This is a genomic window from Paenibacillus sp. FSL R7-269 (assembly GCF_000517865.1).
Classification (GTDB): domain Bacteria; phylum Bacillota; class Bacilli; order Paenibacillales; family Paenibacillaceae; genus Paenibacillus_AQ.
In genome coordinates this window covers 114979-135748 of record NZ_ASPS01000018.1, presented here as the reverse complement: position 1 = coordinate 135748, position 20770 = coordinate 114979, and the positions used below count along the sequence as shown (strand labels likewise).

Below are 20770 nucleotides of genomic sequence, written 5' to 3'. Positions count from 1 at the left end.
TTTTACAAGCTCCTCGTAATTGCGTCCTTGTAAAATTATGCTACGGTTATGCGTTGGAAGCAATATCTAGTTTTAAGACACGCCCTAAATGAAGTTGACATTATGCCGCTAATTTTTAATATTAAGAATGGTTATTTCAAAGGAAACATGTTACATAAAAAGAAGCCTGCTTAATTCAGGCTGCTTTTTTTAAAAAAACGCTCACAGACGGCCTGAAATGAAATCCCCTTTTGGGCGGATTCGTAGACAAATAGATGAGTCCAAGTTAAGAGAATCCACAACCAGATAAAGGCTTTGGCCGAACGTACCTGATAGGTGCCGAAGCCTAAATTGTTCTTGGATTGTCGAAAGAAAATCTCAATGGGCCAGCGCTTGGTATAGTAGGTTGCAATCGTTTCGGTTTCCAATGCAACATCCGTGCAACAAAAGGCGCTAATCCAGAAGCTCAGCTGGTCTTTATATCGAAATAGATACAATGGAAGGAAATTGCCTGATAAATACTGGGTTGAATTAGAAATAGAAGTTCTAGTTGCGTTAGATAACGGTGAATTAAAAAGAATAGATAATGAGTCTCTGTTTATATTTATATCAACAACTCAGGGTATAACATTTAATTCTTAAAGTGGTATGAGCACTATGGACAAGTTCAGTATGTCGGACATGTGGGAAAATTAATAATGTTACATATCCTAATAGTAACAATCTTAAATCAAGTTGGAGGTTAAACACATCTGTGAAAAAGGTTGAAAAACTATATCAGCTTATAGGCAATAAGCTCGTAGGAATAATTCCTGATGAATGGGATAAAATTTATCTCTATGCTGAGATATTGCCGGGATCAAGAATAGTCTATTTTTATTACAATTCTACCACCCAGAACGAGTTGATATTTGGTCAATCTATTCCTGAAGTTTATGGGGTAGATGATCAAATATATAATAGATTGGACAGAGAGTTAATAGAGTATTTCGTTGAGCTAAATGCGGAGTCACTTAAAAGTTCTCCTGAACCCTGGACAAATCTGACAATGTATCTAGATCAATCTGGAAAATTTAATATTGATTACAGTTACGATGAAGTTCTGTTCTCCCCTGCGCAACAATTTACAATCTGGAAGTATGAAAATTTAGGACTACATCCTACAGACGAATTTGCCCAATCTTATTTAAATGAATATCTCAAAACAAAAACGGATTAAACCTCAGAGGTGTCCAGTTCAGCTATTCAATAGCTGAACTGGACACCTCTCGTTTTTGTATAAGATTCATAATAAGTGTCTTATAATTTCGAAAACTGTAAGTAATATTTCGGAGTATAATCAAACGAATTAGGCTTGCAGGTCACTCTCTTTTGGGTACCCTGATGTGATCCAGATGTACAAATCCGGCATGGGCACCCGGGATGTGGCCCGGTTTATAGAAAGCATGTTTGGCACCCATTACTCGCCCGCTACCATCAGTAACATCACCGCTACGGTGCTGGACGATATCCACCAGTGGCAGAAACGTCCGCTGACCTGCCGCGTATTTAAATCCTGATTGTAACGTTCCAAAGCACATCAACCACTTCCAAGAAGCTGTTGCCTTAAACTTAAGTTTAAGGTGTACAATGAATTCAAGATTCTCCCTAATTGGTGGGAGTCATGTAAATCGGAATATATTATCTTACCGGAAATGGAGGTCTCAAGGTGAGTTTATCCATTAAAGAGGCTTCGGAAAGGCTGGGGATTCCTCCTCATACCATCCGATTTTATGAAAGGAAAGGGTTGCTGCCATTTCTTCAACGCGACCCTTACGGAACTATAAAGATAAGACACTATATTTTGTCAAAATGGGTGAACCTCAGAATCTAAGTTATGTAATAAACCGATCTTTAAATACTGTAAAAATGCTCCAAAATAACGTAGGGGATATCATTATAAATTAAAACAAAATGTTTCTATTAATAAATAGCACTTCTCCACATTTTGGGGAGGTGCTATTTTATTACATAGTATAAAAAATATTAATCGGAGATATTGAACTTTCAAACGTATGAATCCTCATCCCCTATCTTGACGCCGGGCCGTAGCAGCCGTATTGTACAAGTGACAAGAACGGACAACCAAAGGGAGGTACAAGGTACATGCTTCAGAAGGGAAAGCTATGAATACATTGACAGCCTATGGCCGCAAGCTCAGGCGGCAGATCGCCGGCAGGTATTACCGGATATCCATCAAGCAGAGGATTCTGTTCTCGTTCATCGTGCTGATCACGCTGTCCATCGGTGCAATGGGCACCTTCTCGTATTGGATTGCTGCGCAGGAGATCGAGGACAATGCCTACGCCGGCAGCCGGGAGACGGTAAACAAGACGGCACAGCTGCTGGATTCCCGCCTGAATGATGTGGCGCTGTCCGTGCAGTCCCTGATGCTGAGCGATGCATACCGTAAGATGATGCTCGATGTGTTCAGCCACGATGTGTCGAATTATTATGTGCATCTGTCGGATCTGCAATATGTGCTCTCCCAGGCAACGTTCAATCAGCCGATCATTGAGAACGTGCTGATCGTTACCCCGATTGGAGATTTCTATTCGACTACGCAGATCCGGGCGCAGGACAACTCTTTCTACGGTTCGGAATTATATGATCTGAGCAAGGAGCAGCCGGGCGGCTACTGGGCCAAAGGACATTATGACCGGTTGTTCACAGGCAGCCAGCGGGTGGTCTCCTTCGTAGTCCGGGGAATTTATGAATACCCTTACACGCCGATCAGCAATGTATTTATTGTGGTCAATATCAGGGAGGGCCGGATAGATGAGCTGCTGAATACAGGCGGAGCACAAGCGGGGAGGAACTATTATCTGGTGAGCAGGGAAGGAGAGGCGGTGGTGGAGTCCCGCTGGCCGTTCCGGGGCAGGTTTCCCTGGAAGCCGGTGCTTCCCGAAGCCGGGAGAGCAGCCGATCCGCAGGATCACTATTACAGCTACGGCGGCAAGGAATATCTGGTTAATTATACAGGCTCAGCCTCATCACCCGACTGGATCATCTCCGGTATGCAGTCACGGGACCAGCTGCTGGGCAAGCTGCAGCGGGTGCAGCGCATCACCCTCTATGTCATCGCAGTCTTCCTGCTGGCCACCTGGCTGATCTCCAATCAGCTGACCTCTGTGCTGCTGAAGCCTCTGTTCAAGCTGCGGCGGCTGATGCGCAGAGTCGAAGAGAACCAGCTCAGTGTGGTGTATGAGAGCCGTTATGAGGACGAGGTTGCCCAGGTCGGCTTTCAGTTCAACCGGATGATGTCGGAGATTAAGACGCTGATCGCGGATGTGAAGACCAAGGAGGAGGACAAGCGGCATGCAGAGATCCGTGCCCTTACGGCGCAGATGGAGCCGCACTTTCTGTACAATACGCTCAATACCATCTATTGCAAATCGGTCATGGGCGAGAATGACGATGTGAACGAGATGATCCTGTCGTTGTCGCAGATGTTCCAGATCGGGCTCAGCGGCGGCAAGGATCTGATTACCCTTGCGGATGAGCTGTCCCACATGCGGCAGTATTTCGCTATTCAGCAGAAATGCTATGAAGGTCTGTTCGAATACACGGTGACGGTAGAGGACGAGGCCCTGCTGGCCTGCCTGCTGCCGAAGATTATCCTGCAGCCGGTGGTGGAGAACAGCATTCAGCACGGGTTCAGCGACCGTACCGGCGGAGGCTGGATTGATATCACGGTCAGCCGGGAGCAGGGGCTGCTGCATATTTGCATTACCGACAACGGACGGGGGCTTGATGCTGCACAGGTCAAGCAGGGGATGGTCAAAGCCCCCCAGTCCAGAAAAGGCTATGCCCTGTTCAACATCAGGCACCGGCTGGCCTTGTATTACGGGGCCGAAGCCCGTATGGACGTTAGCGGCGGGCCAAGTAAGGGATCACGGACGGATCTGTGGATTCCGCCTAGGGAGGAGAGTTGAAGGATGTACCGGAAGCTGGAGCCGGAAAGGTTCAAATTATGTGTAATCGACGATATTAAAAGTGTGGTGGACATGGTCTCGCGCAAGCCGCCGTGGCAGGAGCACGGTATTGAGATCACCGGGACGGCGCTTGACGGCGAAGCGGGACTGCAGCTCATCCGCGAGACCCGGCCGGACATTGTGCTGACGGATATCCGGATGCCAAGAATGGACGGCCTGCAGATGACCCGGGCGATTCTGGAGGTGCTGCCGGACTGTAAGATTATTATTCTCAGCGCCTACTCGGAGTTCTCTTATGCCCAGGAGGCCATCCGGCTGGGGGCGCTTGATTTTGTGAAGAAGCCCTTTTCCCTGGAGGAGATTGTGAATGCAGTGCTGAAGGCCAGGGAGCTGTGCCGGGAGGAGCGTCAGGAGACCGCCAGACTTGCTGTGATGGAGGCTAGAATCAGAGAAAGTCTGCCCATCCTCCGCCAGGAATATCTCACCTTCCTGCTGCACCACCAGACGACAGAGGCGGATGCCCGTTCCCGCTGGGCCTATCTTGATATCCCGCTGGACCAGCATGATTTCTTCGTGTTTGTCGCCGAGATCGATCATTTCGCGGAGAAGCTGAGCAGCCAGCCTGTGCAGGAGGTCGAGCTGCTGCGGTTCAGCCTGCACAATATTCTCGAAGAGACGATTTCCTCCCTGACCCGCGGCGTTATTATCCGGGAGGCGACAGACCGGTACGTCTGCATCATGAACGGCTCGGACCCGGAGACTGCCGCGCTGATTACGGAGGCCTGCTGCATGAATGTCAGCCGCTTCTCGCGTCATACCCTTTCAATTGGCGTGGGCCTGGGCACGGAGGCGATTCAGGAGCTGGGAACGGCGTACAGACAGGCGCTTAGCGCGCTGGGGTATCATTTCTATACCGGAGGCAACGGGGTATATCATTATAGCAATATCGAGAATAAACCTTTCTCGCTCCATAGCTATTCCGCCGCCGCTGAGCAGGAGCTGCTGTTCGCCCTGCGTTCCGGCAATTCTGCCAAAAGCCTGCAGGTGCTGGACCAGTTGTTCTCGGAGCTGCTGGACAGCGGGCTTTTGCCTGATCCGCGTTATGTTGAGAGTGTCGGCTATGAGCTGAGCTCCAGGATCTGCCGGGTACTGCTGGAGCAGTTCCCTTACGGGCAGGTGGAACCGCTGGAACTCAGAATTGCCGCCATGAAGAATCAGGTGCATCCTTCCCTGCAGGATATCCGGGACCTGCTGTCCTGGCTGTGCCGGGAGGCTTGTACACTAGTTACGGAGGCCCGTTCCCTGGAGTCCACGCGGATTATACGCCAGGCCGTCGAATATATCCATAGTCATCTGGATACGGGGCTGTCGCTGGAGCAGATGGCGAAGCAGATTAACCTTAGTCAGGGGTATTTCTCCAATCTGTTCAAGAAGGTGCAGGGGATTTCGTTCCAGCAGTATGTGATGCATGAGAAGATGGAGAAGGCGAAGGCGATGCTGATTAGCGGCCGGCAGGTTCAGGAGATCGCCCAGGAGCTCGGGTATGAGCACAGGCGCTATTTCAGCGAGGTGTTCAAGAAATATACCGGCATGACCCCGTCCGAGTTCAAATTGCATTATCTTGGAAAAGAATAGGGAACAGCAGGGGAGGGATTTCCGCAGGGCGGAGATTACCTCCCTTATCTGTATAGAACTCCTGCAAATATCTGCCCTTAATGTGGGCTTACCCGCCTTATCCGGATGCGCCAATCCGTCTATAATCAGATTGTAAGCGAGTACATAAGGAATATATAAGGGGGCACAACCAATGATGAAGCGTATGCTAATGACATCTCTGAGCCTGGTTCTGGCACTTGGCTTAGCAGCCTGCGGCAACGGTAACAGTGGCGGCGGCAATGCAGCTGAAGGCACAGGAGACGGGGCGAAAGCTGGTTCGGGGGAAAAAACTAAAATCAGCTATTGGACAGGCGACCGCCATGATGCAGATTTCGTGAAGGAGAAGGTAGCCGAGTTCAACGCATCCAATAAGGACGGGATTGAAGTGGAGCTGGTCGTCAAGGGCGATGACTTCGATACCGCGCTCGATCTGTCCTTCCAGACCTCTGATGCACCGGATGTGATCCGGGTGAAGGAGAATACCGTTCAGACCTTCTACAAAAAAGGCTTTCTTGCTCCGATTGACGAGTTCCTGAGCGATGAGCTGAAGGCGAAATTCCCGGCCATGCCGGATCTGAATGAATTCGAAGGCAAGCGTTACAGTCTGCCGAACTTTGGAACGACCATGCGTCTGGTGTACAACAAAGATCTGTTCGCCAAAGCGGGCATTGAGCATCCGCCGGCTACCTTGCAGGAGCTGGTGGATACAGCCAAGAAATTGACAGCAGCCGGCAAAGCGGACGGCGCTTACGGCTTCGCCCTTAACTTCAAGAACCCCGGCAGTGCATTCGCACGTTCGGCACGGGTGGTTGCGGAAATGAGCGGCTATGGCGGCTTCGGGTATGATTTCAAGACGGCCCGCTTTGACTTCAGCGGCTTCGAGCCGATCATCAATGCCTTTAAGCAGATCAAGGACGACGGCAGCATGCTGCCGGGTGTAGAATCGCTGGATATTGATCCGCTGCGGGCACAGTTTGCGGAAGGCAAGATCGGAATGTATATGTCCTACTCCTCAGAGCCGGGCGTCTATAAGAATCAGTTCCCGGCCAAGATTGACTGGGCGGCAGCTCCGGTTCCTACCATCGACGGCAATGTGAAGGGGGCTTCCGGCTTCCTCGGAGGCCAATGGCTGGCGCTCAGCTCGAAATCAGAGCACAAAGAAGCAGCCTGGAAGTTCATGGAGTTCATGTACGGCGATCAGGTGCTGACGGATTATCAGGAAAAAGGCTTCGGCATCTCCATGGTTCCATCCATTAGCGCAGCAGCCAAGACACCGGATGTGAACGGCATTGAAGGCTTCCTGCCGAATAAGAACGATGGAGTGTGGCCGGTCTATCCGTCTGTAGCACCGGAAGGAATGAAGTCGGATGACGCCTTCTTCAAATATATGCTGAACGGCGGCGACCTCAAGGCGATTATCGCTGATCTGAACAAACGCTATAACGCTGCACTGGACAGTGTGATTGCGAATGACGGCGTGAAGGCCGAGCCGGATGCCGGCTTTGATCCCGCCGCTCTGGGCGGCAAGTTCGCCAAGTAGACGGAAGGTTAGGGATAGAGATACAGGTCAGGATAGCGGGGGATGGGGAAGCTGCTTCCCCATCCCTCTGCTCTGGCCGCAAGGAGAGGAGCCGGAAGAAACCAGATGAACAAAACGAAACATGCCTTATTTTCATATAGCTTTATCTTTCCAAGTGCCTTGCTCACATTGGTCCTCGGAATTTACCCGATTGCCTGGGCGTTCCGCTATATGTTCTATGATTACAAAGGGTTCGGAACGGCCCGGTTTACAGGCTTGGCCAATTTCAGCCGCATCCTGAAGGACACCCAGTTCTGGGATTCGGTGGTGAATACATTTGTCTATGCAGGGGGCAAGCTGCTGATCACCATTCCGCTGGCCCTGCTGCTGGCAGCCATATTGAACCGGGGGCTGCGGGGCAGACAGCTGCTGCGGGGGATTTTCTTCATGCCGACCGTCATCAGTACCGCCGTAATGGCTGTAGTCTTCTTCACGATTTTCAACTCATATAACGGGATTCTTAACCAGTTCCTGATCCGCTCGGGCCTCTCGGATTCCGGTGTGGATTGGCTAGGGCCGAAATATGCCATGCTCACCGTCATTCTGGTTGCGGCCTGGGGGGCGGTCGGCAATTATATGCTGCTCTTCCTCGCCGGTCTGCAGAATATTCCCGAGGATGTGTATGAGGCCTCTTCCCTGGACGGGGCAGGAAAAATCCAGCAGTTCCGCTATATCACCCTGCCGATGCTAGGGCCTGTCATGCAGATGGTTATTATGCTGGCGATTATTACAGCCCTGAAAGGCTACGAGAGCATCATGGTTCTGACTGAAGGCGGTCCTGTAGGCAAGACGGAGGTCATGTTCCTGTATTTGTACAAATTATTTTTCCCTGTCGGCGGGGGCAGCGCGGCGGTCCAGGTCCAGGAGTTCGGATACGGCAGTGCGGTTGCCTTTGTGTCTGCGGTCATTGTAGGGATGATATCACTCATTTATTTCTACGCATCCAGACGCATGAATCAGACCGATTGAGGAGAGAGGCTATTATGAGACTAAGAACCATACTGGGCAAAACAATCCTGTGGATATTTTTGCTGTCGTTTGCTTTTATCACCCTGATTCCGGTTGTGATCACCATCCTGGGCTCCTTCAAGACTAATGCCGAGCTTACTGCGGGTGCGACCTTCCTGCCGGAGAGCTGGCACTTCTCGAACTATGCCGAAGCCTGGGCGCAGGCCAATTTCTCCAGGTATACCCTGAACAGCCTGATTGTCTCCCTGGCGGCGGTGGTCGGCACGCTGCTGGTATCATCCATGGCGGCTTATGTGGTGGACCGGATGGATTTTGCCGGCAAAAAATTGTATATCGGACTGCAGTCCTTCACCATGTTCGTAGCTGTAGGGGCGGTCGTGCTGCGTCCGCAGTTCGATCTGATGGTCAAGCTTCATCTCCACAGCAGCCTGTGGGGGGTTATCCTGATTCTGATCTCCGCCCATGCTTCGATCTTCTTCATTCTCGCAAGCTTCATGAAGGGGATTCCCCGCGAGCTGGACGAGGCGGCGCTAATAGACGGCTGCTCTCCCGGCCGGACCTTCTGGCGGATCATTCTGCCGCTGCTCGGACCCGGACTCGGCGTAGGTGCCCTGTTCACCTTCCGTGGCGCGTGGAATGAATATCTGCTGCCGCTCGTGTTCACGATGACGAAGCCGGAGCTGCAGACGCTGACTGTCGGACTGGCGAACCTGAAGTACGGGATTTCAGCCGCTTCCCAGACCCACTATATGATGGCGGGCGCCTGCTTGTCCATTCTGCCGATTCTCGTGGCCTATCTGTTCGCCAACAAATCCTTCATGCAGATGACGGCCGGTTCCCTGAAGGGGTAGCGGTCCGGTCCTGCGCAACCCATATTCCATGTTTAACATTCAACATTCAAGGAGGTACACCCCATGACTCAACACGTTCCGGCGATTCTACAATCCGCCCCGTTCATCCGGCGGTATCCGGGCAATCCGGTGCTGGATGCATCGAAGGTTCCTTACCCCACCGCACTGGTATTCAATGCCGGTGTAACGAAATTCAACGGCAAATATGTGATGATCTTCCGCAATGATTACGGCTCACTGGCTGATCAGACGCTTGAGCCGCACCACACCACGGATCTCGGTATTGCCTACAGTGATGACGGGCTGAGCTGGACCGCCGGCCCGAAGCCGGTGTTCAAAATGCATGACGAGGAGACTATCCGCGCCTATGACCCGCGCCTGACCGTAATCGGCGGCCGCTGTTATATGTGTTTTGCCGTGGATACGCGCCATGGCATCCGCGGCGGGATTGCCGTTACCGATGATCTGGAACACTTCGAGGTGCTTAGCCTGTCTACACCGGACCTGCGCAATATGGTGCTGTTTCCCGAGCTGATCGGCGGCAAGTATGTCCGGCTGGAGCGTCCCTTCACAGTGTACAGCCGCGGTGGCCGGGACCGCTTCGACGCCTGGATCTCCGAGTCGCCGGACCTCATACATTGGGGCAACTCCAGCCTGCTGCTTGCCGTCGAGCAGGTGCCGTTTGCCAATGACAAGGTCGGTCCGGCCGCGCCTCCCGTCCGGACGGATAAGGGCTGGCTGACCACCTTCCATGCGGTGGATGTAGACCCGGCCAGGGGCAAGCACGGCTGGGAAGACACCTGGAAGAAGCGCTATACCGCCGGAATTATGCTGCTGGATCTGGAGGACCCCCGCAAGGTGATCGGCATGAGTAAGCAGCCGCTGCTGGCACCGGAGGCGGATTATGAGATCGGCGGGGGCTTCCGCAATCATGTGATTTTCCCCGGAGGGATGATTCTGGAGGATGACGGCGAGGTCAAGATCTATTATGGCTCTGCGGATACGGTGGAATGCCTGGCAACGGCCCATGTGGACGATCTGCTCAGGCTCTGTCTGGAGCCGGGACATAAATAAGATTGGAAGCTGGCTGAGGGCGGAAATATATCGACTTTATGAAAGAGGTGTTTATTTATGTTGAAAAGGTTCAAATTATTAAGTGCATTATTAATTTTTTGTATGGCCAACCTGTTACCGGTCTTTCCTTTGACAGCAAGCGCAGCGGGTACAATCGTAAGCTATCCATTACCGTCGGTCTATACCACGACCAGTCAATACACGGTAACAGCAGACGCCACCAATATACCGGTAATCGACACTTCCGCGGTATTTGTAAACTATAATTATTGTAATTTCTCTTTTTCAGGTACGACTACAATCACAATTACAGCAAGCGAGCCCATCAATACCTATAATATTTCTCCCAAAGCTTTGGGAATCACTGCAACCAAGAGCGGAAACACACTTACCTTTACACTTTCATCGCCAACCTATCTCATCGTCAAAATCAATAATCTGAAGGATCTGGTGATTGCGGCAGATGCGCTTGAAACCAATGTTCCGGCTTCCTCCGGTACAGGGATATATAATGTTAAAACCGGGTATGGTGCTGACAGTACCGGTGCCACTTTGGCTACAACTGCCATACAAAACGCTATCAATGCGGCTAACGCAGCAGGCGGCGGTATCGTATACGTTCCAGCCGGAGTATACAAGAGCGGGAACATTGTTCTAAAAAGCAATGTTTCGGTTTATCTGGAGGGTGGTTCGGTTATACGGGGTTCAGGAAATCCAAGCGATTACACTACTCATTTCCACAAGAATTCTCTGAATAAGGATGGAACATGGTTTATCTATACCGAAACCAATGCAAACAATATTAAGATATATGGCAGGGGAACGATTGACGGCAATGGCCATTATATGCGAAACACAAACAATTATTTGAACAATATTCTTGTACCCTTGCAGTGCAGCAACTTCACGGTTGACGGCATAACCATCAGAGACAGCGGCGGCTGGGCTACAATCGTTACCAGATCCAACAACGTCACCTTCCAGAATACCAAGCACTTCAACAACAATGAGCTTGATTATGAGAATGATGCAATCGATATTCAAGAGAGCCAGAATGTACTCATCAAGCACACTGTAGCCGTATCGGAGGATGACACTTACTCCTTTAAGACATGGGATGTAGCCACTACGGATATCGCTGCCAACTGGCCGGGAACTTCTGAGAACCAGTCCAATGTAGTTGTGGATGATGCTTTGGCCTGGAGCAGATGTGGAGCATTCAAGGTTGGAGATGGTGTGAAACAGCTTCAGGATGGCATCGTTGTTAAAAACTCTTATGTATACCGGTGCTGGCGCGCTTTAGCGGTAGGTCATCTGTATGGAACTCCAGCAGCACAAAACATTGTATTTGACAATATAGATGTAGAAGGCTTCTGGCCAAGATCCGGTGTTCACTCCAGATGGTTTGATCTTTCTGCCAAAACCGGCCCGATCAAAAATGTGGTCTATAATAATATCAATTTACGCGCTTTAGGTGAAGTTTCAATCATGAAGGGTTGGAATGACACCTCTACGGTCTCTGGAGTTACACTAAACAATGTTCGCGTCGGTGGAGCTGCGGTAAATAATTTGGCAGATTTGAAAATAACAGATACGAACAGCTATGCTGCAGATCCAAAATTCAACACATTAAAATTTGAAGCGGAAGGCTATAACCTTAGTTCAGGTGTTTTATCCTATGAGGCAAGCACGGATGGCGGGCTGGATGTTGGTGGAGGGAGTAATGGCGACTATATCGCATTTAAAAATGTAGACTTTGGCAGCACAGCTAAAACAAGCATTGATTTGAAGGTTGCATCCGCTTATTCCGGCGGAAGGATCGAATTCCACTTGGACAGTCCTACAGGCACTATGCTGGGTTATTGGACGGCAGAAAGCACGGGCGGATGGCAGACATGGTCCCTCAAGAATATCCCGCTTACTGCCGGGACAGCTGTAGGGACCCATACGGTATATGTTACTTTTGTGAAGTCAGATTCAACCACAGTGGCAAATTTAACTTGGTTCCAGTTCAAATAGAATAGAAACGGTTTGATTTAATTGAAATAAGCTGGATAAAGGGGCGTATCAAATGATATGCCTCTTTATTCAGCAAAATTTAAAAATGTTGAATCGATGAATTTAAGTAATCGTAAAGGGGCTGTGGATTCCAGATTTGAGCTTCAATGTATTCAATATAAGGCCCCATACCTTCCCAAAGTGCAGTTCTGCCTTTATCCTCTGGTGCACCGTAAATATCCTCTAACCTATCTAAGTCAGAGAGAGTAAAGATTCTCCCATGATACTGTAATTGATAATGAGCAGATTCCTTATCTGCCCCCAGCCAATAGGTAACCATGCTATCGGGATAAGTGAAGCTTATATCCTGGTGCGAAAAAACACTGAGCGGAACACGGATTCTGCTTAATTCAAGGGCAGACAAGTGATCTTCCATCCATTGAGAGTAGCCCAGCACTGCATAGAGTGGATAATTTTCTTGGGGATTTCCCCCTTGTGCTATAAATTCACTCCTTACCCATTGTTCAGCTTGCCGTCTATTATGTAAATATTGAGCAGGTTCCTTGAATCTATCGGCAACCGGGTTATCCACATATAAAGACTCCATAACTTGAATTGCATCAGAATCACTTAATGCGGATAGGCTGCGGAATGGTGTATCACCCTGTCTATAATAATGAGTCAGAAATGTAATCATGGTTCTCCTCTTCGGTAATTATTTTTTGGAAAGTACACTACATTTCAATACATAATACATTTCCTCAAGCATGACTATCGCGTCGTCAATGGTTAGTTCCTGCGAGTTCATATGGATCATAACTCCAATTCCGAGCCAATATGCCGAAAGCTTCTTGAACATTTCCCGGGTTTTTATTGTGCTCATCGTGCATAGCTGAGGATCTAACTGGAGAAATGCCTGATAAATCTCTTCATTAAGCAGGTCATCATTATTCTTGGTGTAGTCACTGCTGTACTCAGATAAAAATAACAATCGGAACAGATGCTTCTCTGCTTGAGCAAAAAATAAACAACCTACTGCCAGGTTCATTGCAGGTTCATTCTTCTCATTGCTGTATTGTTTGATCTCATTTAATGCGAAATCAACAGTACGTTTGTATACGTCTTCCTTGACCTCTTCCATACTTTTGTACAATCGGTAGACAGGTTGAGTAGAACATTTTAGCTTTTCCGCGATATTTCTGGCTGTCAGCACCTCGAATCCGGCTTGGCGGGTTAGTTCAAATGCTGTAAGGGAGACCTGTTCCCGAGTAATTTCTGCTTTTGGCGGTATTTTTCTCAACTCCTTCAACTAAAATAAAAAATAACAATTGTTATGTAACTTATGTTATTATCGCATCAACAAATTGTCAATCCCTATAATCCAACAGGTTGTAGATTTCCTGAATTATAGTTATATTTTGGGAAATGCATGAAGGAGATAGGGAATGAAGGTTCTTATTCGCTTTTGTAAGCCATATCTAAGATCATTTGTGTGGGTCTTTGGGCTTAATGTGCTTATTGGCTGTACGGAGCTAGCGTTGCCGTATTTGCTGATGCAGATCATTAATGGTGCAAGTGCGGTGCATGCGGATGGCGGAGCGTGGGTATACGCGAGTCTCTGGGGATATGTTCTTCTTCTCGGCGCGGGTATTCTGTTCAAATATTGGAATCAAAATGCCGCGAACCAGTCGAGTCTGCTGATTGCCCGTGATCTGCGTGTGGATGGATTCGGCCGGTTGATCAGCCATCCCTATAACTCGTCGAAAGATAAAGCAGCGGGGGATCTGATTACGACATTATCCAGTAATATTATGGTGGTGGAACAGTTCATCAGACAGGAGCTTCACCAGTTCATCTACCAGCCTGTCCGTCTACTAGGGGCCATCATTTTTATGCTATGTATAAGCTGGAAGCTCCTGGTGGTATCTCTGCTGATTGTGCCTGTCTCGTTATGGCTGTCTCATAGAACGGTCACCTCCATTTCTTCGGTGTCTAGACAGTTATCTGATCAGACGGCTGGACTCACCTCCATACTGAACGAAACCCGGCGAGGGATGAAGACGATCAAGGCGTATCAGCAGAACCGTTGGTTTATTGACAAATTTCAGGGGCAAACCCGGAGTGTCCGGTTAAAGGAGCTCACTCTGGAACGGAAACTATCTGCTCTAATTCCTGTGCAAATTGTAATCAGTGCGTTCCCCTATGCCCTATGTGTACTTATTGGCGGGTACTTTACGCAGAAGCAGCAGATGAATGTGGGTGAATTAGTAAGCTTCCTTCAGCTCCTGAATTATCTGGTCCGTCCGCTATCCCTGTTGCCGGGGATGGTGTCGAGTGCCAGACGTCTGGGAGGAGTGCTGTCCCGGATCGCAGAGCTGTATGAAGAGAATGAAGTGGAAGGAGAATATGTGGAGCTTCAGGGCCGCGAAGGTACACTATCCTGTGACAAGGTATCCTACGTCTATAAAGACAAGGTAGTGTTATCTAATATTAGCTTCAAGGCGGACTCCCCTGGAATCACTGTCATTGCGGGGAGAAGCGGCAGCGGGAAGAGTACATTAGTCAAGCTGATCTGTGGTTATGATAGACCCTTAGAAGGCACCATTACACTATTCGGGCATGATCTTCGTCAGGTAGGCTTCCATTCGGTAGCCCCGTTAATTGCATTCGTTCCGCAAGAGCCTTATATCTTTCCGGTCTCGATTCTGGACAATATTGGCTACGGGCGGCTGGATGCCACGCGCGAGGAAGTCATGGAAGCAGCTACGGCAGCAGGTGTGCATCGATTTGTCCATGAATGGCCGGAGGGCTATGACACTGTAGTCTCTGGCGAGGCGTTATCTGGAGGGCAACGGCAGCGGATATCCATCGCCCGCGCATTGTTGAAGAACGCTCCAGTGCTGATTATGGATGAGCCAACCTCTGCTTTGGATGCTGTGGCTGAGCAGGAATTAATAGATTTCCTAAATACATATAAGCGGGAGCATATGATTATCATCGTCTCCCACCGGCTGGCAACGATCAAGGCTGCGGATCAGCTGGTTATTCTGGATCGGGGACAGCTTTTGGATGCGGAAGGTGAGGTGGCGGTCCGTTGAGAGCAGATTCTTCCATCCGTGCATTAGCCAGCTTGCTATGTAGAATGAAGGCCTATTCCATACCCTATCTGCTCTGCCTCATTGTTGAGAATGCTATCGGAGTAGGGCTGAATCTGGTTCTGGCCTTTGTCTACATGGATTTATTTGCTGCGGTAACTAAAAATGAACCGGGCGAGCTGTGGGGTTCGTTTGTGCTTTTTATCCTTAGCCTTAGCGTGACTTGCGTTCTTCACCCTCTGTTTCGCTTTCTTGGCATGAGGTCAGTGAAGAGAGTGATGGAAATCTACCGCAATCAGGCGTACGAGCATTTGCTTTCCTTGCCCGTTAATTCCTATAATGACCACCGGCAAGGTGAATTCATTTCACGGCTAACCCATGATTTAGACCAGGTAGAGCGGGTGTACACAGATCATCTTAGTGCGTTGTTATCTACGATTTTTTATGGCATGGGTTCGATTATTGCCCTGTGGGTTCTGAATTGGAAGCTGGCAATTGGAATCATTGGCTGGGGAATGCTCTCAACTTACATCAATAGTCACTTGAGCAAACGACTCTCTCAGGGAAGCAATCATGTACAGGAGAGCCAGGCTAGACTATTGGATATCATTGTTCAAGGGATAGGCGGCAGAGAAGTAATTGCACTCTTCCGGCTTAAGGGAATCTTCCAGCAGAAGCTGAATGCACAGAATGAAACCTATATTCACCACTCCTATCAATTGGGCAAAAAACTCTCTGCCTTCGATGGTATGAATTATGCAATTGCATCCCTGAGTAATATTGGCATATATATGGTTGGAGCAGTTCTTGTGTATAGGGGTATGCTCCCCCTGGCTACATTGATTGCAGTGACCCAGCTTCAGCATGGGGTAACCTCAAGCTTTGCCAGTATGGGAGGAACGCTGCATCAACTGAAGACATCTCTGTCAGGAACCAGACGTTTCTTCGAGCTGTTCGACTATGAACCGGAGGAGATGAAAGGCAGAATAGAGCTTGTCCGTTCCGAAGCTTATCTAGCATTTGAGAATGTCAGCTTCGGCTATGGGCGAAGGGGGCCGGTGATGATAGATTCTGAACTGGAACCGCAGCAGCTCTTGCACAATATATCTTTCAGAATCGATCCGGGTAGTTTTGTGTGTCTGGTTGGAAGCAGCGGGAGCGGGAAAAGCACGATAATGGAGTTGCTCCTCCAGTTTCAGCAAAGTCCGACCGGGGAAATCTGTTTGCCTGATGCTTGCGCAGGCGAATGGAATGTGGAGCGGATTCGCAGCAGGATGGCTTATGTTCCGCAGGAGCCGTTTCTTTTTGCAGGAACGATTGAAGACAATATCCGTCTGGGCCGCCCGGGAGCCAGTGATGAGGGATATTCCAAGCGGCCAGGGAGGCCGATATCATTGAATATATGATGTCCTTGCCCGGGAAGCTTCAGAGTCCAGTACTGGAGAGGGGCCAGAACCTGTCGGGAGGACAAAAGCAAAGAATTGCATTGGCGAGAGCCTTGCTTAGTCATGCCCCCATTCTTTTATTAGACGAGGTCTCATCCGCACTTGACGCACAATCTGAGGAGAACATTGTACAAGCCTTACAGCAACGCGCCCATGACCGGCAGCAGATTGTCATATTGATTACGCACCGCAAGTATGCGTGTGAACACGCAGATAAGGTCATCTACCTGAATCAAGGACAGATCACCGTTTGCGGGAAATGAAGGAGAGAATGGATGAAATTATGCTCAAGCAAGCCATAAAATCGATTGCTATTTTATACAAATATGCTCCCTATCTGATCATCTTGAAGTTCTTACAGATCCTGCTGCTTGCTCTGACCACTCCGCTGACGCTATACATAACACAGCATCTGATTGATTCTTTACAAGGTTATATCAATAATGGTGTTCCGCTGAATCAGCTTGTCCAATGGGGAGCAGCCTTGGTGGGCACCTTGCTCTTCACAGCGAATAGTACCTTCATGGACAGCATGATTACCCTACGCTTAAGGAGTAAGCTGAACCAGAATTTTATGGAAGAGATTGTGGAGAAATTTAACCGGATGGAGTACTCCTGTTACGAGGATTCGAAGGTACAGGATCATTTGAACAAAATGGGGAATCACCCGGATGAGAAGATTCTGGAGGTGCTGATCCAGACCTTAACGATGATTTCGCAGCTGGTCAGCTTAGTGAGCTTGATGGCTATTTTTTTACAGGTATCGGGCTGGTTCACTGTGGCCTTCCTGGTTATTTTCACACTAATGGTGGTACTGAACTTCAAAGCCATGGAAATGATGAACGGACTGTTCACCAGCCAATCCCGGGATGAGCGTGAACTATCCTACTTGGGGGGACTGCTAAGTGACAAAAGGCCCCTCTTTGAACTCAAGGTATTTGGTGCGGTTGGATACATACAGAGTAAATGGAAACAAAAATCGGAAAAGGTGCTGAAAGAGCGGTTGATGACTACGATAAAGTCTCATCGCTATTTTGCTGCCAGCAGCTTCTTACTTCTGATGTGGATAGGACTGGTGATCTTTGAGCTGATTCATGGAGTCATGGAGCGGCGGATTTCAGTCGGGCTGTTCGTTTCTTTGATTGGAGCATCCGGCAGTATTCTGGGAATTGCAGATGATCTGTCATTGCTGTTCTCCCGGTTGTCTCATCGTTGTATGGAGATTATGCATTATGAAAGGTTCATGCAGCTTCCAGAGCGGCAAATTACAACTGAATCCGAGCAACCGGCATCTGTAAACTCTGAACCGTATCCATTCATAGAATTTAGAGATGTCTGTTTTACCTATCCAAGGACAACAGAGCAGGTGCTGAAGAAGGTCTCCTTCACCATTAATCAGCATGAGCATATTGCTTTGGTTGGCGGGAATGGGGCCGGTAAATCGACAATTGTGAAGCTGCTAGTAAAGCTATATGTTCCAGATCGCGGAGAAATATTGATATATGGTGTACCTTTGAACCAGATTAGTCAAGAAAACCTGAGAAACAGCATCGGGATTATCTTTCAGGATTACGGCAAGTATTCATTGACTCTTCGTGAGAATATTGCTTTTGGTAACATAGCCAAAATAGGACATGACAATGACCTCAGAGGCGCTCTGACTAAGGCAGCACCGGATGGGTTTTTGTCTGATTTGGATACAAATTTAGGGAAGATTGCGGAGAACGGTATAGATCTGTCCGGAGGACAATGGCAGAAGATTGCCATGGCCCGTGCCTATTTAACAGATTGCCCTTTCATGATTATGGATGAACCGACAGCGGCATTAGATCCGGTGGCTGAAAGTGAATTGTACGCAACTTTTAGAGATATGATGGGTGAGAAGGGTTGCTTATTTATCTCTCACCGTTTGGCGAGCGCCAGATTCTCTGACCGTATCTTAGTGCTCCAAGACGGTGCTATTACAGAAGACGGAACTCACGAACACTTAATTAGTCAGAAGGGTATGTATGCAAATCTATGGAGCAAGCAAAGCTCTTGGTATAGGGACAGTGATGATCATGAAGGATAAATACACACCGCTGGTGATTGTGCTCAGAGTATACAAGCAAACATTGAAAGCGGCTCCCTGGTCAGGGATTTTGTCCCCGCTGTATTATTTGCTTGAGGGCATTTTCCCGGTATTTATAACGATTGTATCAGCCAGACTTTTTAATGAAATTTTCGCTTACACACAGGGCAGGACGGAGGCGGAGTCTCTTTTTGTCTACGGGGGAGTTCTGCTGGCAGGCTATGTATTGAAGCAGATTCTTCAGTTCATCTCTAATATCACGATCAATGCCGGAGTCTATGAACGATGCACAGACTATCACAAACAGGCTATAGCCCACAAGAGCTCCCGGTTACCGCTGATTCAATATGAGGACTCTGAGACCATGAACATTAAGACCCGGGCAATGGATTGTGTGAACCGTGAGGTTCTTAGTCAAATCTATATGTCCTCCGCCGTATTTGTTACCAGCGCTATTAGCATTATCTCATTGGTGTCTGTGCTGGCCAGCTACAATCTGCTGTTTATTCTGTTGTCTTTGTTGACAGTCATGCCCTACTTTATTGCCAGAAGGCTGCGTGGTAAGGACTTCTATGCGCTCAAGAAGAGACAAACCAAACGAGTCCGCTATAGGGATTATCTTTGGGAAATGTTCAATGATAAGACAGCAGTGAAAGAAATGCGAACCATGGGGTTCGACCAGTACTTAAGAGAGCAATTCAAAGAAACAAGAGTTGAGATCAATAAGGAGTTATGGGAATTCAGTAAAAAGGATGCATTATCCTTACTCTTCTGCGATACGATTCGTGTCATTGGTTATACGGCGAGTGTCGTTCTCGCACTGGTCCTAACCATATCCGGCAAGATTAACATAGGCTTGTTCGGAGCAAGCGTTGGGGCTTTCTTATCTGTGCAGAATGAAACGAAGAAATTCTTAATGGATTTGGGCAGCCTTCCTGAGAAAATAGCCTTCGCCAAGGATTATTATGCTTTTTTGGACTTACCTGAAGAGCGTAACGGATCAGTGCAAAAAGAAAGTCTTACCGAAAGCATAAGACTGGAGCAGCTTGAATTTACTTATCCCAATGCAGGTGACAAAACGATTAAAGGAGTCGATCTGGAAATTCATAAAGGTGAGAAGATAGTGATTATAGGAGAAAATGGAAGCGGGAAAACGACACTCTCCAAGTTAATTTTGGGGTTATACCCCGTTCAGCGCGGAACCGTTACTTATGATGGAGAAGCGCTAGCGGAGCTTAATCAGGAGGCTCTCTTCCAAATGATCTCTATCATTCCTCAGGATTTCATGAGATATTCCCTTACGCTAAGAGAGAATATTTGTATTTCGGATCTGGGCAGGTCTGATGCTGACCGTGATATCTTGGATGTGCTGGAAATGGTTGAACTGGATATTGACCCCGCAGGGCTCGATCGTACACTGGGGAGAGAATTCGATGGGGTAGAGCTTTCAGGCGGACAATGGCAGAAGCTCTCTATCGCCAGAGGATTATTCAAGAATAGTGAGCTTATCGTGATGGATGAACCGACTAGCGCTTTGGATCCGCTGATTGAGCATCAAATCCTGATGAATTTCCTTACGGTAGCTCAGGGCAAGACTGCAATTATCGTCTCACACCGCACAGGCCTGTGCCGGCATGTGGACAGAATTGTAGTGATGAAGGCCGGTGAGATCGTCGAAGTCGGCAGCCACAGCGAGCTGATCCAGAGAGATGGCGAGTATACAAGGTTATATACAACCCAAGAGCAGTGGTATGTTTAGCAAAAATTATAGAGCCCATACCTTGTAACGGTTTGGGCTCTTACTCACTATCAATCTCTCGATACCATAGAGGCAAAGCCAGCAAGCCGCTCGGATTATCATGCTCTGGAGGAGCATCAAAAAAATATCAAGTATGCCGATCTATTAATAGATGGGAAATCACAAAAGTAAATATCGGTCCATTTCATTTTGATTGGGGTAGTTATGAAAAAGCCATTAATAGCACCTTTGGAGTGGCGGGCATCCAATAATAAGCTCAGCAAAAAAAGGCTGACCAAGTGCCGGAGTAACACCCGTCGATTTGGTCAGCCTGTATTGCT

General features: G+C 48.5%; 16 protein-coding genes and 2 pseudogenes. 15 read left to right on the top strand and 3 right to left on the bottom strand.

Annotation, left to right across the window (positions count from 1 at the left end; all coding sequences use genetic code 11):
- Positions 1–170: 170 nt before the first annotated feature.
- Positions 171–437, bottom strand: a pseudogene (locus C162_RS36340) (transposase); the annotation flags it as partial.
- A gap of 296 nt (positions 438–733) precedes the next feature.
- Between C162_RS36340 and C162_RS08600 the strand changes: the two are divergent.
- From C162_RS08600 to C162_RS08565, 10 genes and pseudogenes are all read left to right on the top strand, one after another.
- Complete coding sequence (locus C162_RS08600) at positions 734–1198, top strand: immunity protein YezG family protein (RefSeq protein ID WP_036693522.1); 465 nt, start codon at positions 734–736, stop codon at positions 1196–1198.
- A gap of 166 nt (positions 1199–1364) precedes the next feature.
- A pseudogene (locus tag C162_RS35290) lies at positions 1365–1523 on the top strand (transposase); the annotation flags it as partial.
- Positions 1524–1687: 164 nt separating this feature from the next.
- Positions 1688–1852 (top strand): MerR family DNA-binding transcriptional regulator, encoded by a 165-nt coding sequence (locus tag C162_RS35285; protein ID WP_083677928.1) that lies wholly within the window; start codon positions 1688–1690, stop codon positions 1850–1852.
- Positions 1853–2144: 292 nt separating this feature from the next.
- A complete protein-coding gene (locus C162_RS08595; RefSeq protein WP_036693521.1) occupies positions 2145–3953 on the top strand; it encodes a cache domain-containing sensor histidine kinase in 1809 nt (602 codons plus the stop codon).
- A gap of 3 nt (positions 3954–3956) precedes the next feature.
- A complete protein-coding gene (locus C162_RS08590; RefSeq protein WP_036693520.1) occupies positions 3957–5588 on the top strand; it encodes a response regulator in 1632 nt (543 codons plus the stop codon).
- Positions 5589–5760: 172 nt separating this feature from the next.
- Complete coding sequence (locus C162_RS08585) at positions 5761–7149, top strand: ABC transporter substrate-binding protein (protein WP_036693518.1); 1389 nt, start codon at positions 5761–5763, stop codon at positions 7147–7149.
- A 105-nt stretch (positions 7150–7254) separates the two neighbouring features.
- Positions 7255–8157, top strand: coding sequence for a carbohydrate ABC transporter permease (locus C162_RS08580; protein WP_036693549.1), 903 nt, complete (start codon positions 7255–7257; stop codon positions 8155–8157).
- A 14-nt stretch (positions 8158–8171) separates the two neighbouring features.
- The gene (locus C162_RS08575; RefSeq protein WP_036693516.1) at positions 8172–9008 is read left to right on the top strand and encodes a carbohydrate ABC transporter permease; all 837 of its coding nucleotides are present in this window, start codon (positions 8172–8174) and stop codon (positions 9006–9008) included.
- A gap of 63 nt (positions 9009–9071) precedes the next feature.
- The gene (locus C162_RS08570) at positions 9072–10082 is read left to right on the top strand and encodes a glycoside hydrolase family 130 protein (protein ID WP_036693514.1); all 1011 of its coding nucleotides are present in this window, start codon (positions 9072–9074) and stop codon (positions 10080–10082) included.
- A gap of 57 nt (positions 10083–10139) precedes the next feature.
- Positions 10140–12101, top strand: coding sequence for a carbohydrate-binding protein (locus C162_RS08565; RefSeq protein ID WP_084648863.1), 1962 nt, complete (start codon positions 10140–10142; stop codon positions 12099–12101).
- Between the two features lie 79 nt (positions 12102–12180).
- Here C162_RS08565 and C162_RS08560 read toward each other — a convergent pair whose 3' ends face one another.
- Together C162_RS08560 and C162_RS08555 are read right to left on the bottom strand one after the other, a co-directional pair.
- Positions 12181–12777: a hypothetical protein gene (locus C162_RS08560; RefSeq protein ID WP_036693513.1), complete on the bottom strand. Its 597-nt coding sequence runs from the start codon at positions 12775–12777 to the stop codon at positions 12181–12183.
- Between the two features lie 18 nt (positions 12778–12795).
- Positions 12796–13380, bottom strand: coding sequence for a TetR/AcrR family transcriptional regulator (locus C162_RS08555; RefSeq protein WP_084648862.1), 585 nt, complete (start codon positions 13378–13380; stop codon positions 12796–12798).
- Between the two features lie 145 nt (positions 13381–13525).
- On the opposite strand from C162_RS08555, the gene C162_RS34265 reads away from it, so the two are divergent.
- From C162_RS34265 to C162_RS08535, 5 genes are read left to right on the top strand one after another with little or no spacing between them, the layout of a single operon-like run.
- Positions 13526–15178 carry an ABC transporter ATP-binding protein gene (locus tag C162_RS34265; protein WP_084648861.1) on the top strand — a complete coding sequence of 551 codons (1653 nt, stop codon included), beginning with the start codon at positions 13526–13528 and terminating at the stop codon, positions 15176–15178.
- Entirely contained in the window at positions 15175–16581 is a 1407-nt protein-coding gene (locus C162_RS34260; protein ID WP_051493323.1) for an ABC transporter ATP-binding protein, read from the top strand. Before C162_RS34265 ends, C162_RS34260 begins: the two co-directional genes overlap by 4 nt.
- Entirely contained in the window at positions 16578–16883 is a 306-nt protein-coding gene (locus C162_RS37580) for an ATP-binding cassette domain-containing protein (protein WP_051493322.1), read from the top strand. The genes C162_RS34260 and C162_RS37580 overlap by 4 nt, the downstream gene beginning before the upstream one ends.
- A gap of 8 nt (positions 16884–16891) precedes the next feature.
- Positions 16892–18691 carry an ABC transporter ATP-binding protein gene (locus C162_RS34250; protein WP_051493321.1) on the top strand — a complete coding sequence of 600 codons (1800 nt, stop codon included), beginning with the start codon at positions 16892–16894 and terminating at the stop codon, positions 18689–18691.
- Positions 18630–20450 (top strand): ABC transporter ATP-binding protein, encoded by a 1821-nt coding sequence (locus C162_RS08535; protein ID WP_084648859.1) that lies wholly within the window; start codon positions 18630–18632, stop codon positions 20448–20450. Before C162_RS34250 ends, C162_RS08535 begins: the two co-directional genes overlap by 62 nt.
- Positions 20451–20770 lie beyond the last annotated feature (320 nt).